Origin of the sequence: Vibrio sp. 10N.261.45.E2, assembly GCF_002875705.1 — a bacterium.
Taxonomy (GTDB): Bacteria; Pseudomonadota; Gammaproteobacteria; order Enterobacterales; family Vibrionaceae; genus Vibrio.
Map to the genome: position 1 here is coordinate 86,683 of NZ_MCZZ01000150.1, position 16,336 is coordinate 103,018.

10 protein-coding genes are annotated in these 16,336 nt (G+C 42.8%); 4 read left to right on the plus strand and 6 right to left on the minus strand.

Going from position 1 to position 16,336, the window contains the following annotated elements:
• Window positions 1-95: 95 nt before the first annotated feature.
• The 3 genes from BCT34_RS20230 (at window position 96) to BCT34_RS20240 (ending at window position 5,634) form a co-directional block, all read left to right on the plus strand.
• On the plus strand, window positions 96-1,754 hold the full coding sequence (locus BCT34_RS20230; RefSeq protein WP_076652469.1) for a hypothetical protein: 1,659 nt from the start codon (window positions 96-98) through the stop codon (window positions 1,752-1,754).
• Window positions 1,755-1,945: 191 nt separating this feature from the next.
• Entirely contained in the window at window positions 1,946-4,093 is a 2,148-nt protein-coding gene (locus BCT34_RS20235) for a carboxylesterase family protein (protein ID WP_076652467.1), read from the plus strand.
• 83 nt (window positions 4,094-4,176) lie between these two features.
• Complete coding sequence (locus tag BCT34_RS20240) at window positions 4,177-5,634, plus strand: phospholipase D family protein (protein ID WP_076652465.1); 1,458 nt, start codon at window positions 4,177-4,179, stop codon at window positions 5,632-5,634.
• Window positions 5,635-5,770: 136 nt separating this feature from the next.
• Here the strand turns inward: BCT34_RS20240 and BCT34_RS20245 are convergent, their stop codons facing one another.
• The 6 genes from BCT34_RS20245 to BCT34_RS20270 all read right to left on the minus strand — a co-directional run bounded on the left by BCT34_RS20245 (window position 5,771) and on the right by BCT34_RS20270 (window position 14,217).
• On the minus strand, window positions 5,771-6,652 hold the full coding sequence (locus BCT34_RS20245) for an amino acid racemase (protein WP_076652462.1): 882 nt from the start codon (window positions 6,650-6,652) through the stop codon (window positions 5,771-5,773).
• Window positions 6,653-6,763: 111 nt separating this feature from the next.
• Window positions 6,764-8,482, minus strand: a complete 1,719-nt coding sequence (locus BCT34_RS20250) for an autotransporter assembly complex family protein (RefSeq protein WP_076652460.1) — start codon at window positions 8,480-8,482, stop codon at window positions 6,764-6,766.
• A gap of 198 nt (window positions 8,483-8,680) precedes the next feature.
• A complete protein-coding gene (locus tag BCT34_RS20255; protein WP_076652458.1) occupies window positions 8,681-9,970 on the minus strand; it encodes a DEAD/DEAH box helicase in 1,290 nt (429 codons plus the stop codon).
• Between the two features lie 390 nt (window positions 9,971-10,360).
• On the minus strand, window positions 10,361-10,549 hold the full coding sequence (locus BCT34_RS20260; RefSeq protein WP_017058324.1) for a hypothetical protein: 189 nt from the start codon (window positions 10,547-10,549) through the stop codon (window positions 10,361-10,363).
• A 313-nt stretch (window positions 10,550-10,862) separates the two neighbouring features.
• Window positions 10,863-11,864 (minus strand): TerC/Alx family metal homeostasis membrane protein, encoded by a 1,002-nt coding sequence (locus tag BCT34_RS20265; RefSeq protein ID WP_076651295.1) that lies wholly within the window; start codon window positions 11,862-11,864, stop codon window positions 10,863-10,865.
• 613 nt (window positions 11,865-12,477) lie between these two features.
• On the minus strand, window positions 12,478-14,217 hold the full coding sequence (locus BCT34_RS20270) for a bifunctional UDP-sugar hydrolase/5'-nucleotidase (RefSeq protein WP_076651294.1): 1,740 nt from the start codon (window positions 14,215-14,217) through the stop codon (window positions 12,478-12,480).
• Between the two features lie 239 nt (window positions 14,218-14,456).
• Here BCT34_RS20270 and BCT34_RS20275 point away from each other — a divergent pair, with 239 nt between their 5' ends.
• Entirely contained in the window at window positions 14,457-16,202 is a 1,746-nt protein-coding gene (locus tag BCT34_RS20275) for an ATP-dependent endonuclease (protein ID WP_076651293.1), read from the plus strand.
• The last annotated feature ends 134 nt before the right edge of the window (window positions 16,203-16,336 follow it).

A 16,336-nucleotide genomic window follows, 5' to 3' on the forward strand; every position in this document is an offset into this window, starting at 1 on the left:
TAATGGATAAATACATAACAACTGAACACGAAGTTCAGTTTTACATCGACTGTGTGAACCTCGAAGGTTTGAGGTTACTCAGCGTGGAATCCGTCATGAGTTTTTTTGAAATCCGCAACAGCGCCCGTAAGACCCATACTCTTTCTGTGTTAGCGAGCGCCTTATTACTTACTACTCCCACTTTTGCGTCAGCAGCGGAAACCAAGACTTACACCGAAGTCATGGAGCAAGGTCGAGTACTGTTTGACAAATATGGTATCAGCCATGACTTGCCAAAGCTTGCAATCAGCTCACTTGTACAGGGTGAGCACCTAGTTGAACACGCACATCGTACTCTGAAAGTTGGTGATGAAGTTCGTGACTCAAGCGTTTACCTCGTCAAGAACACCGATAGCAAAGGCAACATCGATCTTCGTATCAAATACAACCCAGAAGAACTGGATGACAACGAAAACCTGCTAGATGAAATCGAAGCGTTCACACGTACCGAATATCGCTTACGTGATTATGCAGAAAGCTTTGACTCATCTTCGGTTCGCGTGAAAGAAATCGACGATAACAAGGTAATCATCAGCTTCGACTATTCGAAGTATGGACTACCTCAAGACATCGCGTATTTCCGTTTTTTGAATGTCGACATCGAGTTAATCGATGGCGAACCCAAGCGAATGCTAATCACTAACGATAAGCCATTCAAACACCACGTATACAAAGTAGAAACTTATCGTCAAGAGATTGAATTCCACACATTGCATTCAGGAAAGGTTGTTATTGCTAGTAAAGCGACTGAAGTCGTAGGTACATCAAAGAATAAGCCTATGAAGATGACGAGCCTAATTGAACCCGTTGCACTGTATGAAGACGACAACGGTGTACAAGTTCTGAATGAAGACAGACTTCAAGAAGTCTCTGACCCAAGAATGCAAGAAGCAAGCGTGAAACTAGACCGTGTTTTTCCGTTAATGGGTGACATGGTGCGACGTCAAGGCATTGATTTACCTCTTCCATTCGGCGTATCAGTAGCTTATCGCAACCAAGACATGGATATTCCAATGACTGATTACGTGATTGGTGGTGTTCGCTTGAATGACTTATTTGATCCTGAAGATAGCATTGCGACAGTTAAGGCAGAGAGTCTTTCGATACGCGGTGACGTTAATATCCTGCCATTCTGGAATGTATTCGGATATGTGGGAAAGGTAAACGTTGATGCGAACGTGGATGCCTCTTATACCGGCGCTGCAGGAGACTATTTAAAAGACAAGCTCAATGACAAACTGCCAGGGTTAGGTAACGCGCTTTGCGAAGGTGTCTCTGCCCTATGTAACAGAGGCCGTTTGAATGTACCACTGCATCTTGAATATGACTTACGCGGTGCGGGCACCACGCTATCTGTTGGTTACAAAGAGTTCTTTGCCTCAGTGACAGGTACCTATTCACAAACACGCCTGAAAGGATTGGATGATTGGGGCGACGGCATCGTCACTATTCAACCAATGTTGGGTTATCAATTAGTTGACTATCGCGCTCAGTTTTTCGTTGGTGCTGAATACCAAGGTTTAAATTCACGTATGCAAGGCACAGTAAAAACCGATGACATCGAATTTGATTATGACGTTGGTGTCGACATTAACCAGTGGGCATTCTTAACCGGATTCAATAAGCAGATTGGCAAGCATTACAACATGACGATGCTGTACAACAAGGGCGAAACGCGCTCGGCTGTCACATTGAACCTTGGTTATCGCTTCTAGCCCTACATCATGCATTGAGTGGTCACGGCCACTCTTGATGGGTGGCGTCCTACTTATGCGATTCCATCAATCAGTTAAATGTATTTAATATACATCCCATAAGAAAACTACATACATCCAAGCACGACAACGGTCGATGATAGCGCACGGAATTGCTGGTTTGGTAACAACAAATAACTGTGGACGTAATAATGAAACTCAACAAACAATTAATTCCTGCTGTGACCATCTCAATGTTACTCGCTGCTTGTGGCAGTGATACAGAACCGACTGTTCCTATGCCAGACAAACCAGAACCTTTAGTACCGGCACCTGCTGAACAGTTTACTACGCAAATCGGCGAAGTGATGATCAAAGCGACCAAACAAGAACTTGTTGTGTCTTCTAATTCTGAAGATGACAAACTGTCTTCGGTTGAAGTTTTTAAAGGGATTCGTTTTGCGAAAGCCGAGCGTTTTGAACACAGCAATATACTGCCTTTATCAGATAATACAGATGAGTTTAAAGTTATTGACGCCACTTCATTTGGTGATGCATGTATGCAAATTCGCGCTACTGAGCAAGCTCAAAGTGAAGACTGTTTAAACCTGAACATTTGGCGCCCAGTAGACGTTGATGCGGATGCAGATCTACCTGTATATGTATTCATCCACGGTGGTGACTTCGAATACGGTTCTGGCTCTGAAGCACTAGTGCACGGTGACACCGTGGTTGCTCAAAGAAGTGAAAATGGCATCACTGATGAGTCATTTATATACGTAAGCTTTAACTACCGTTTAGGTCTACTGGGTAGTAAATGGGTCGATGGTAAATCTAACCCAGAAGGCGGAAATTTCGGTATAGGCGATCAAAAAAATGCTCTTAAATGGGTGAAGGAAAATATTGATAAATTTGGTGGCAACACCGAGAACATTACTGTTATGGGACAAGGTTCTGGAGCAATGTCTATAGGTATCTTAATGGAAGATAAAGATATCTTGGACGTAGACGACCCTAATACTTCGTACTTTCAACAAGCGATCATGCAAAGTAACCCCTATGGATATGAATACGCTAGTTATGATGTAGCAGAAGAACGAACAAAAGATTACGACCTATCTGGAATGAATGAAGTAGAAGACATTTTGAAAGTACAAGAAAAAATATCTGATCCAGGAAATCAAATTTTAGGCTGGTTGAAGCTATCGATCGGCATAGATCCGAATAATTTATTCTTATCTTCAGACAATACTCCTATGTCTGCACTTATGCCATTTGCGCCATATGTTGAATATAAAAAGAAGACTTTTAGTAGTGATATAAAAGGTTACCACTTAACGCAGCAACCTGTTGAAACAGGGCTAAAACTACCGACAGTCATTGGTGTTAACGCTCATGAGTCAAACAGCTTTGGTATGCTACCAAGTCTTACGTTCATAGCTCCGATGATTATTTCAGAGCTGTGTGAATCAGGCATTATCGATATAGATCTAATTTGTGGGGGTGATAATGAGCCAAGCCCTCTTACTCAAGATGACATTGATACCCTTTCTATAGCTATTGCTAATTGGCTAGAAAACGATACAAATAAAAAGCAATTATTAAATAATATTGGAGCGATGTCCGAGCAAGAGATTATTAACCAAGCCGAAGCTGGCCTAACGGCTTATGGCGTAGTTACCAAGTTGTTTTTTGGTGAGTTACTTAGCTTGGGAGGAGAAAGTGGATCTAGCACGTTGTTAAATTTATCAGACTACTATCCTAATCCTGAGAACGAAATCGGTGGCACCCTTGACAATATGAAACAGTTTAAAACATTACTAAACGATGTCTTGTTTACCGGGCCTGCACGTACTTTAGCGAGCAAAAGCGAAAGTGTCAGCACTATGTATTACTTTGACGTACAGCCAACGTTCAATATGTGGAGTTACGAGAAGTTATTCGAGGATGGAGAACTTACTCTGGGAGCAATTCCAAGCTTAATCAAAAGTATTGGTTGTATTTCTGGAACATGTAACGGTTCTGAACTTCCTTTTATTTTCAATAAATCAGTTCGATTCGATGGTAGTGAGGTACACCCTAGCAGCAATGAGAAAACACTGATGAATAAAATCTCGCGTGCTTGGTTCAGTAGAGATTTGTTTAACCAGCACCCTTATAGTGCCAGTGAAGACAATGTGCTTGTAATTGATCGCACTGGTATTAATGAAAGTGAATACTCAATGGGGAACTGGGATTACCGCAACAATCTTAGTACCGAACTATGGCTGGACAAAGGTCGCTTAACTCAGTTAGATGACGAAAAACTAACCCTGTGGTATCTAACAACAGACGATGAAGATACAGGTGAAGACAAGTAACCGCAAAATTGACTACTAAACAAATACGGCCAGCTCGCTGGCCGTTTTTATATCCAAATTTTACGCTCAAACGCAGGTTAGTTATGACACTTAGCAAACTAAAAACAGCATGCACAATGATGTTAATTGCTTTGGTCACAGGATGTGCCCAACCTTACCCCGATGTTGAAACAGACTTCGAAGCAAACTGGCAAAGCACCGAACACCAAGCAGAAGTGTATTTGATTCCTTCTGCCCCAGAAGCCTTCGCTCGTCGCATCGACCTCGTTCGTCAAGCACAACATTCGATAGATATGACTTACTTCTCTTGGGAGCGTGACACGCTAGGTTTGATGCTTCTAGATGAGCTAAAGCAAGCGGCGGATCGTGGTGTACACGTCCGACTGACCTTAGATGACTTGATGGTTTTTAATGACAAGTGGCTTGCGGAATTAGACTCACACGCCAATATCGAGATTCGACTTTTCAACCCTTTTGAGTCACGCAAAGCTGGTTGGATTGGTCGTGCGTTCAACTTCTCTACTCATCAAAAACAACTGGATAATCGACTTCACGAGAAGTACTTCAATGTTGACCATCAATCAATGATTTTGGGCGGAAGAAACATTGGTAATGATTACTTTGGTTATAGCGAAAATGCCAATTTCTTTGATATGGATGTTCTGTTTCGAGGTACGGTAATAGCGTCTTTCGACCAAAACTACCAAGCACTTTGGGAGAGCGCATATGTTGTTCCCATTCAAGAACGAATCAAAGTCAAAGAACAAGGTCGAAACAAAGCATTTACTAAAGCAATGAACAAAGGCGAGAAGAATAAAGAACAGATCATTTTCGACGTTGAGAAACAGATAAATCACCTGAGTGAACCAGAATTTATTAAAGCATCTGTGACGCCTCTATTTGATTCGCTAAAGAAGCTCGATGACAACAAGCCTTACTTTCGTCAACGTACCGAGCACTTAATGAAGCAAAAAGTAGCAACGCCGTCTAAGGCTCTAATTTCTACGCCTTATATGGTGCCAAGCGATAACCAGTTTGTATTTGTCGATGCGCTTAGAGAGAACCAAGCCGAAGTCACCTTAATGACCAACTCATCGGCTTCCAATGACTCCGGCTTTGTTCCAGCGTATTACGAGAAACACCGTGAGACTTTACTCGACAAAGGCGTAGGCATCTATGAGTACAAAAGCCAGGCTATCAATGATGATCACTACTTTCATGTTGATACCTACTACCACAACAAAACAGTAATTTTGGATGACCGAGTCACCTACATTGGCTCTTCTAACTTTGACCCAAGGTCAGACTTTCTAAACGTTGAGTTTGGTGTGTTGATTGACAATGCAGAGTTTGCACAACAAGTAACACACTACTTAACACGCCAGAGAGAGGAACTGTTCTGGGCCGTATCGCGTGATCAATCAGGAAAGACGATATGGGCCTCAGGGCAACAAACACACAAGAAGAGCCCAAACTACAGTTCATGGAACAAACTACCGGATTGGTTGTTTCGAAAAATGAATGGAGAATTTGAGCTTTGAGTTTAATTACAAACACAGCGTCAACAACATAACAAGGTTATTTGTGTCCGATTCATTGTGATTTCACCCCAATCCAAATGCTAAAAAGCCGCGTAATTTCGCGGCTTTTCCATGTTTTATATAAATGTACTTGAGCTTACAGACGGTAGGTCATCGCTCTTTTAGCTACGTAATTAACCATATCAAGCGTCGTGAAGATCGAACCCACATCGTGAATATCGTAATCCACATGCCCACGCTCCACGTACTGTTCTGCGAGTCGATAGATATCGACGACACGCTCTGCTACGGCTTCCATAGGATCAATAAAAGTCACCGCAGGAAATGCAGTTTCAAGTTGCTTACTTACCAGAGGAAGTTCAGTACACCCAAGAATAACCGTATCAACGCCCTTCTCAACGATACTTTGAATCGCAACAGCAAGAAGAGCTGCGTTGCGGTCAAACTCGCCCGCTTTAATGCCGTTGGTTTCTCTTATTGCTTGTCCACACACAGTACTCTCGCCCGTCATTTCGCCATAAATAGCGCTATGAACGTTATGCTCTTGCTCAAAAGGATCTGGCTTAGCGAATACAAAATTGGCGTCTGTTAGGTAGCGATCATAGATTCCAGAATTGTATGTACCGTTAGTACACAAAATACCGACAATCGCTTCAGGGTTATGTTCCTTGATTTTATCAACGGTGGTTTGAAGCATATCGACGATATAGACGTTAGTATGTTTTTGAACTTCAGGTCTGAAGTAATGTGCGGTATTGCAGGTCATAACACCAAACTGAACATTGGCATGTTCTAAGATGCACGCTGACTCAATCAGCTCTGGGACGGGGTCGATACCGCCTTCATTGACCGCCTCTGAGCGGTCAGGGATATCTGAGTTTTTCACCACAATCATAGCCATGTGGTCTTGATCTTTAAGCGCGCCGTGTTCAATCTCTTTTTTAGCGACGATACCTTGGAACAGAGCATCCGCTTCAGGGCCCATATTACCAAATACACCGAATCGTACCTTTTTCATTCTTTTTACCTTTGAGTCAATTAGACCACAAAGGTTATTACGCCCTGCCGATTAGCTCGAATACCATTAGATGGATCGCATCATCGAAAGTGCCTAAATAACGTACAAAAATTAGAATTGTGTACCCAAGGAAAAGTGAATGCGAAACTCATCGCCTTCAGGGGCATCTAAGCCATAAGCAAAGTCGAGTTTTACAGGCAAAAATTGCGAGTTCCAAATCAAGCTAAGGCCTGTACCACGCTTCCAATCTGCTTCATCATCAAACGCATCGCCAATATCGAGAAACGCGCCCACCCAAATTGACCGATAGACCTGATGCTGATATTCAAGGCCCGTCGTTAACATGTAGCGCGCGCCGGTTAATTCGCCGTTGTCGTCTTTAGGCGAAATCGATTCATAACCATAACCACGCAAGCTTCCATCACCACCAGCAAAATAACGCAGTGAAGACGGTACGTCCGACAACGATTTAGCAATGTTAATACCGATGTTTGAACGAAAATGCAGCTTCTGACTGTCACTAATATCCCACGAAACAACGCTGTTACCTTCTAAGCGCAGCAGCTTTGAATCAGAAAACAGATTAGGGTCAGAATACTCAATGGAATAGATGTGTCGATGATTGAGTTCCAATTGATCATTCTTACGATCTACTTGAGAAAAACTGATGCCAGGTAGCAGTAATTGCGATTGGTCTTCCTCAGACGCCTGACGATACTGTTCGTGCAAGTATTTGACGTAAATGGTACTTTGCCAATCACTGTCTAATTGCCAGTAACGTTCAAACTTCAGATCGTTTGAAAAGCTATTGGTGTCTCGATGATCAATTCGTTTTGACTCAAACTGAATACCAAAATAATCGGTCGTCACTTTCTCTGTTGGAATTTTATAACCCAACTGCAGTGATTGCTCTTGCTCAGATAAATACGTTTGTGTTTCAAAGCTGTGCCCTCTTCGATTATACCAAGGCTTTGACCAATTGAGAGAAGCACGTAACCCGAGATCAGTAGAATAACCGCCCCCCACTTGCACAATATTACGAGAGCTTGGCTCAGCAATGATTTCGATTGGCACTTCTAGATTATCATCAAGGTGGTTAAAGTCACCGTGTACAACGACACTACGAAACCACTGCGTTTCAGACAAATCAGATTGCAGTTCACCCAACTTGATGGTGTCAAAGTCGTCACCTTGTTTGAATGTTGGAATTTTTCCGATACGGGTAGGTTCAACGCCATCGTCAGGAATGCTGATAGAACCAAACTTGTAGCGTGGGCCACTTGAAAAGTGTAGATAAATGTTGGCGATGTTCTCACTGGGAATAACTTCAAGCTTCGACTCGACAAACTGACCGTCAAAGTAACCTTTACGCTTTGCTAAGGAAAAAATCGCATGTTTAGTACGGTCATATTCTTGGTGAGATAATGTTAAGCCAGAATTTAAACGGCTTTGCTTGAGTATGTTGATGAACTCTTCATCTTTACTCGCTTCTCCTGTGACTTTTACAATCGATTCCGCAATGTACATCACATGCCCAGAATCGACGTTCAAGGTCATGTGGTCAGTATCATCAAGTTCGATATCTATCTCAGGATGATAGTAGCCATAAGGGTTGAGTGCGTCTTGGATTCGTTTCAATAGCTTAGTATGCGATAGCTGTGCAACTGGGACATCAACTAACGGCTCTAAGTACAACTCTACATTTTCAGTAAGGGTTTTGTTCAACCCTTTAACTTTAAAGTCCGCGCCTATCGCAGACGCCTGAATAACCATGAGAAGTGAAGCTGCCAGTATGAATTGATTAATCGAGGTATTCACGCCGTTACCCAATTGCTAAAAACCTGAATAGGTTATGAGCAAAGCGTGAAATTGCTGAATCTCTTATGGAGGACGTTATCCTACGAGGCAAGTTGGTTGATTTTAAATATCAGGATATCCGTACTCTATCTACTTACATTCCCCATGCTCCAGACACAAAAAAGGCGCCATTAAGCGCCTTTAGAATATCGACTGTTTACCGATTGTTGATCAGTTATTGTTTAGCCACACATCTTGGTTTTGTGCCGCTTTCTTCTTCTTTTTCTTCTTGCCTGTACCTGCTGGTGGCGCAACAGGTTTAAGCGCAGCAATCAGTTCAGCAACCGCTTCCGCATCTACCTCAAAGCCTTCGATTTGCTCGCGTTCCAGACGAATCTTGTTCTTCTTCTCGATGATTTTGAAGTGGTGGTAATCTTCGTGATCAATCAGAGATAGCGCAAGGCCAACCTCACCCGCACGACCGCTTCGGCCAATACGGTGCATGTAGTCTGATGGGCTACGTGGTAGATCAAAGTTGATGACTACTGGTAGCTTCTCGATATCTAAACCACGAGCAGCGATGTCTGTCGCGATCAGAACGTCGATCTCGCCAGATTTGAAATCTTCAAGGATGCGAGTACGTGAACCTTGCCCTTTATCACCGTGGAACACATCTGCGATGATGCCACGCTTGTAAAGCTTATCAGCTAAGTGCTCACAGCTGTTCTTTGCATTAACAAAGATCAGTGCTTGGCGCCATTCGTGTTGCTGAATTAGGTGTGCGAGTAACGCTGTCTTGCGACCTTTTTCTACTTCGAATACACGTTGAACCAGTGTGCTTGCATTAGCACTTTGAAGTTGAACTTCAATTGGATCGTTCAGTAGTTCATGAGTAAGCGTTTGGACTTGCTCTGGGAAAGTCGCAGAGAACAGTAATGTTTGTTTCTTGCTTGGCAATAACTTTAAGATCGCATCAAGTTCTTCTGTAAAACCAAGGCTCAACATACGGTCTGCTTCATCAAGCACTAACGTTTTAACTTTATCAAGCTTGATAGCGTTGCTTGAAATTAGGTCAAGCAGACGACCTGGTGTCGCCACTAAGATATCAGTACCGCCACGTAGCGCTTGCATCTGAGTATTTACCGATACACCACCAAACACACAAACCGTTTTAATCGCACCATTGAAATGCACTGCGTAAGATTTAACGCTGTCAGCCACTTGCTTGGCAAGTTCACGAGTAGGAACCAAGATAAGGCCAGAAACAAAGTTACCTTTGCCTGAACGACGGTCCAGAGGTGCGTCTTCATGAATCTTTTGTAACAGTGGAAGTGCAAATGCTGCGGTTTTACCTGAACCGGTATTTGCGCCTGCAATCAAATCGCGTCCTGCTAACACACTTGGAATAACTTGCGCTTGGATAGGTGTTGGCTGTTGGTATTCAAGCTCAGCTAAACGAGCCATCAAAGGAGAGATTAAGCCAAGATCAGAGAAGTTGGTTGGTGTTGTGGTGTTAGTCATTAATTGCAGGAACTCAAAGCTAAAATAATAGCGCGCTATATTAACGTATTTCGGCAGTATTACGTAACTAAATCGCCCTTTCGCTTCTATTTCACCGATTAATGCCCGTCAGAAACCAAGTTATCGATGCTAGAACGTCACTACTCACCGTATCCACCTCGTTTGCATACATTCTTAGCTTTATCATTGTCGCATTCGACGTGTGACAGACCGTGCTCGTTGTACGAAGCAAATTTACTGGTGCTCAATCACAGACCGTTATGCCTAAGCTTTTTTCAGGTGCTTAATTTGCGAAGACATAGAATTTATTTCAGATACAAAAACGCCAGCTTGGAAAGCTGGCGTTTTTTAAATTCTGTATTTCTTTTATTCTATGCGTTTACGCTTAGATTAACGGTTAATACCGATATCGCGTTGCATATGACCAGATAGGTCGCTTGCGTAGTAACTACGTGGAGAGTTGTCTACGAAAAGAATATCAAAAATGTGTGCAATCAATCCTTTGAAGTTAACCGCGTAGGTCTTCTTATCCATAGAGTTAGGAACAGCGATAGTATTCATTTGTACTGCTTGAGCCATGATTGCCTCTCTATAAATTTGTTAATGTGTTTCGTTCTGATGACAAAAATAATAGGTGATCTTTTGCGGGTTAAAAAATGACTAAAATTAGACTTTGAGATTAGTTTTTCTAATAAAACAAACCATTAACAAGTTCAGGAAATACATATGCATCCACAGTGAGTATAAATTCAACATGGTGTTTAAATCATGCATTTAGTACAAATACCCCGCAAACAATAGTGGCCAATGTCACAGAAATTTTACATAAATAAATTTTCCACTTCATCAGCCACGTGTTCATTATCGACTTTTCGATAAGTTATATTTGTTTTTAATTTACTTGTTCAATACCTGGCTTCTTCGCATAAATCGACGCTATAACCGCAATCGTCATGGTAGAAATGAGCACAGCGAGCGACCAGTAAGTTGGGATAGCCCATTCACTGTCAACCAATAGCATTTTCACACCGATAAATACCATGATGAATGCCAGTGCTGGCTTCAAGTAGATGAACTTATCCATCATGCCTTGAAGTACAAAGTACAATGAACGAAGACCAAGCAACGCAAACACGTTCGCAGCAAGTACCAAGAACGGTTCTTGTGTTACTGCAAAGATCGCAGGGATAGAGTCCAATGCAAACATCACGTCCATGACTGCAATCGCACCGATGACTAACATCATTGGAGTGAATGCCCATTTAGCGCCCTGCTTAACCATTAATGCAGGCCCATGGAAATCCTCGGTGACTGGCATCACTTTACGAAGTAGCTTTTCAGGCAGTGTATTCACTGTTTCCTCTTCGCCCTTGTCTAATGCCAGTTTTATACCAGTACCAATCAAGAATGCAGCGAACACGTAAAGTACCCAGTGGTATTCCGCCAACAGCTGTGCGCCTAATGCGATCATAATCGCGCGAAGCACCAATGCACCAATTACACCCCAAAGAAGCGCACGTGGTCTTAGGTGCTCTGGAACTTGGTATTGAGCAAAGATCATCGCAAAAACAAACAAGTTGTCTACGCTCAGTGATTTTTCTAGCAAGTAACCCGTAATGAATGACACGGTTGCTTTTTGCGCTGTGTAATCGCTATTCGGCGCATAGATGTCCCAAAATAGGTAAATAGATCCAGCAAACAAAAACGCAAGTACAAACCAGAAAACACTCCAGATTGCCGCTTTTTTGATAGTTACGTTACCGCCACGAGTCTGATAAATATCAATAGAGACGAGAATAACCGTCAGCAGGAAAAAGCCCGCATAAGTCGTAATGATTGGCGATGAAAAAAAGGATTCACTATTTGTAGATAATAGAGATTGAGTTGAGTTCATTATTCCTCCGGGCGGAAGAACTGTACAAAGACCTTCCGCAAACAAAGCATATCAAGCTCCATTACGGATCTTGACTGTGATTGCGTTGGTCTCGTTGAAGTGAAATATGGGATTTCACCTTTACATACCGGATAGGCTCTTGGCCTAACGAGATGACGATATGTAAACTTGCGCTAACTACTCCCCAAACGCGTGGATAATATTCCCCTAACTTTGTTTCGTCTAGATAAATTTGCTTAAATAAATAAAAAAGGAGCAAAACGCTCCTTTTTTATTTCTACAGGTTTGTCAAAACGACATTCATATTGATTTTAGGGATACGTTTAGCAGGTTCTGCCCTGTTCCTGTTGTTCAACGATACTGATAGCGAGTGAATCTTGTATGCATTGATAGTCCATCTCAAGCCGCGTTACGTTATAAGCCTGCTGTGGGCACCAAGTAAACTAACACCGACCAAACTGACACCCAACCTACAACCGCTACCGCATCTAACCAATCTTTCTTATCCATGTATATCTCCACAAGAAGGCGACCTGCAGAGATAAAGCATAAACAATGCCAATTTTATAAATAAGCCAACGCAATAATGTTAAGTATCACTATCAGCTGATAGTTATCTGAAACACTCCATGCAATTCAAAGGCTCATTGTGTTGAAGCGACTCTGGGTGGTCTTGCAGAAACTCTATGAAACAGTCTGCCATAGAGTCGGTCGTCACCACCCCATCACCTATCATATCCAGCACGGCGTTATAGCCTTCTTTCCCTTTCATTGTGTAGGCTGAAGACGCGCCTCGATAAACACGTTCGCGGGATACCGCCTGCCAACCAGACTCTTCGGAATGAATCTCTAGATGGTGAATTCGGTGTCCTAGAGGTACTTCTTTGTGATAACAAAACCTCAGGTTATGGGTGTAAGGAAAACTGCCCGATCCCGTACCTACAACACCATTGTCTAATGCATTATTAATAGCACCTTCAAGCATGCCCGCAATGGTCTCACCTTTTACTTCGTATACACCAATCGGGACGGCAAACGGTAGTAGTTTTCCGGCAATATCGGCAACAGAAACATCACCGCTATTCAGTGAGTTTCTCACACCACCCGCGTTGTGAATGGCAAATTCAACTTGATGCCCTTTCTTGTTCATTAAATAGTGGAATGATTGAGCGACAAGCGGCGCAAGTTGGCTTGGCCCATTCTCATCCGGGATGCGTACATGGCGCAGTTTTGTGTCTGCATGAGCAATAACTTGTTGTTGAAGCTTTCGAACTCGCGGCTGGTATTTATCCGTAAGAATACTTTGCAGCTCAGGATCCTTCTTGCACACGACAATATTAGGGTGATTGTTCAAAAATTCACACGCCATATCATGTGCATCGTCTTGTCCTACTTCACTCAGCTTCGCGTCTATAAATAGTCGACGACCTAATAACAGTTCATTCTTGCCATTAAAGTGCGCCACTTTGCCTTGAGCATCGAACTCGATTTCACAGTGACCTAGGCTCATTGCGTGGAAACCGGCTTGCACAACATAGGTATCGCCCACTTTTACACCGTATTCATCATCCTTAATTAAGCCAATATCAGAGAAATCACCTTGCAAGCGATGACTATGACCACCAACAATGATGCCAATACCTGTTACGTTCGCCGCTAGCTCTAAATCTGCTTCGTAACCAAGGTGGCTAAGTAGAACAATCTTATTGATGCCAGCTTGATAGATTTGTTCTATGGTCGCTTTAGCTGTTTCCAATGCATTTTCAAACGGTGTATCGATATCTGGATTCGCAATGCCTGCCATCTTGTCGATACTTAAGCCGAAGATTGCAACTTTCTCGCCATCGAAGTCTTTCGTTATAAAAGATGCACTTCGAGTTTCCGTCAGGTAAGGCTTAACAATTTCATTGTCAGCTAACGTATGAGTTTTATTGATGTCCTCATTCGATAGATTCCAGTTACCGGCTAACAATGGAAATTTGATTCTTTTCGCGAAAATCGCAACGGGCTCATTCCCCATGTCTAGCTCATGATTACCGAGCGTCATGGCATCTATATTAAGTGCATTCAACAAATCGGCGTTGGCTTTTCCCTTGAATAGAGAAAAGTACAAAGTGCCTTGGAAGCAGTCTCCAGCGTGTAGGAACAAGGTTCCAACCTTCTGGCGCTGGGCATCTTGTTCTATTTGCTTGAAGCGTGTTGAGATTCGAGCGAAGCCACCAGCACTGACATAAGGTTCAATGATGTGGTTGTTCATTTTAAGTGATAGCTGTAACGAGGTTGGTTCAAAGTATGAGTGGGTGTCGTTGATGTGTGCCAACACTATTTTTGTCGGCTTATTCTTTTTAGTCATATTTTCTTCTCTCTTTGTCCCTTCATACTAGGTCGAGAATCATGACAGAATCGTGAATTTTATGAAACTGCACTGCAAAAAAATACTCGATATAGATCAAAAATCTCATTTTGCACCGTATTAATAAACAGCGGGTTTTGTGACAGATGAGCATACCGGATTGGTATTTTTCGATTATGATATAAAGATATCTGTTAGCTTTCAAACAATTAGCAGAGCCTTCCGTTAGGAGTAAGCCTATGCAACTAGAAAGAATCGAGATTTCTGGCTTTCGAGGTATCAAGCGCATGTCACTCGCGTTTGACGAATTAACCACGCTTATTGGTGAAAATACTTGGGGTAAGTCTTCATTATTGGATGCCCTTTCCGTCGTTCTGCCCTCTGACGGTGTGCCATATCACTTTGAAATGACCGATTTTCATGTCGATTACTCTGTCTCACATCCTCAGTCTCAACATCTTCAAATTGTGCTCGCCTTAAAAGCTAACGACAAGAGTGAACTTAACGCAGGCCGTTATCGCAAACTCAAGCCGATCTGGGTTCAAGATGAGTTTGGTGTGTTTCGTATCTATTATCGAATCAGCGCGACGTTAGAGCAGTATGAGACAACCACACACTATGCATTTTTGGGGTTGGACGGCAATCCGCTCAAACTTCATCATTCTGAAAAGCTCGCTCAAGAACTCATGACTTTACATCCCGTAATACGCTTACGTGATGCAAGACATTTTGATCGTCCTTTCAACAACAAGTCCCTTAACCACAACGCTCACCTTCCTAGCAATGGTCATGCGAATTCAAATGGGAACGGGGCGCATCATGCGAGTAATGGAAATGGTACAAATGGAAACGGCGCCAATAACGGTAATGGACGCCAGGCAAGAATAGAAAAACGAATCGACAACACCTGCCGTCGTCTCATGGCGATACCCGGTCATGTTAATAAAGGTGAAATGCGCAGTAGCCTAGAGTCGATGCAAAGCTTGATTGAGCACTACTTCTCTTTCAAGAGCACCTCTCGCCGCAACCCTAGAAAACAGCGAGACGGCTTGCTTTATTCCGCAGGTGCCAACGATCAGAGCATTCATCAGCTTGTCGAAGAGACAAAGAACAAACAAACCCGCTTATTATTCATGGGGTTACTTAATGCATACTTGCAAGCAAAAGGCCCTAATGACTTACGACGATGTGCTCGCCCTCTTTTGATCCTTGAAGATCCAGAAGGTCGATTACACCCAACGCACCTAGCAAGGGCTTGGAGCCTGATGCAAAAACTACCAATGCAGAAAATTCTCACCACCAACAGTGGCGATTTACTTGCGGCAGTACCATTGCAATCTATCCGCCGATTGGTTCGTCAATCAGACAAAACCATCGCCAATCAGCTCAATATGAATCATTTCAGTAAAGATGAACTTCGTCGCATTGGTTTTCATATCCGTTTCCACCGCTCTGGGGCGCTGTTTGCTCGCTGTTGGTTATTAGTCGAAGGTGAAACCGAGGTTTGGTTGTTCAATGAACTTGCTAACCAATGTGGCTACAACTTAGCAGCGGAAGGTGTGCAGATTATTGAGTTCGCTCAATCAGGGCTAAAGGCACTGATTAAGGTTGCACAAGAGTTTGGTATTGATTGGCATGTGGTAACTGACGGCGATGCTGCTGGTAAAAAGTATGCCGCGACTGTGTTATCGAAACTCGGTAATGATCAGGAAAGGCACCGACTCACTGAACTGCCTGACAAAGATATTGAGCATTACCTATACATGAATGGGTTTGAGAGTTTTTTCAGGGACATGGTTAAGATTCCATATGATCACCCTATCCCTCCAAAGAAAGTGGTTGCCAAAGTATTGAAGAAACACGCAAAACCCGACCTTGCGCTCGCGATTGTCTCTCATTGCGAGAACCAAGGACAAGAATGTATTCCGCTTTTACTAAGGTGGACATTAAAACGCGTGATCACCATGGCCAACGGAAATACCTAAGCATAATTTGTTTTATAGAAGCTATCAGTTGCTCTACTGATGAAATATTTAGCTAGTCACCTTAACCAAAAAAGGCACACCAGATGGTGTGCCTGTATAAATCGATATACAAATTAATTGGGGGTTATCTTGCA

Coding starts and splice junctions, on each gene's coding strand:
- BCT34_RS20230 (WP_076652469.1), top strand. CDS start 96: ATGAGTTTTTTTGAAATCCGCAACAGCGCCCGTAAGACCCATACTCTT.
- BCT34_RS20235 (WP_076652467.1), top strand. CDS start 1,946: ATGAAACTCAACAAACAATTAATTCCTGCTGTGACCATCTCAATGTTA.
- BCT34_RS20240 (WP_076652465.1), top strand. CDS start 4,177: ATGACACTTAGCAAACTAAAAACAGCATGCACAATGATGTTAATTGCT.
- BCT34_RS20245 (WP_076652462.1), bottom strand. CDS start 6,652: ATGAAAAAGGTACGATTCGGTGTATTTGGTAATATGGGCCCTGAAGCG.
- BCT34_RS20255 (WP_076652458.1), bottom strand. CDS start 9,970: ATGACTAACACCACAACACCAACCAACTTCTCTGATCTTGGCTTAATC.
- BCT34_RS20260 (WP_017058324.1), bottom strand. CDS start 10,549: ATGGCTCAAGCAGTACAAATGAATACTATCGCTGTTCCTAACTCTATG.
- BCT34_RS20265 (WP_076651295.1), bottom strand. CDS start 11,864: ATGAACTCAACTCAATCTCTATTATCTACAAATAGTGAATCCTTTTTT.
- BCT34_RS20270 (WP_076651294.1), bottom strand. CDS start 14,217: ATGACTAAAAAGAATAAGCCGACAAAAATAGTGTTGGCACACATCAAC.
- BCT34_RS20275 (WP_076651293.1), top strand. CDS start 14,457: ATGCAACTAGAAAGAATCGAGATTTCTGGCTTTCGAGGTATCAAGCGC.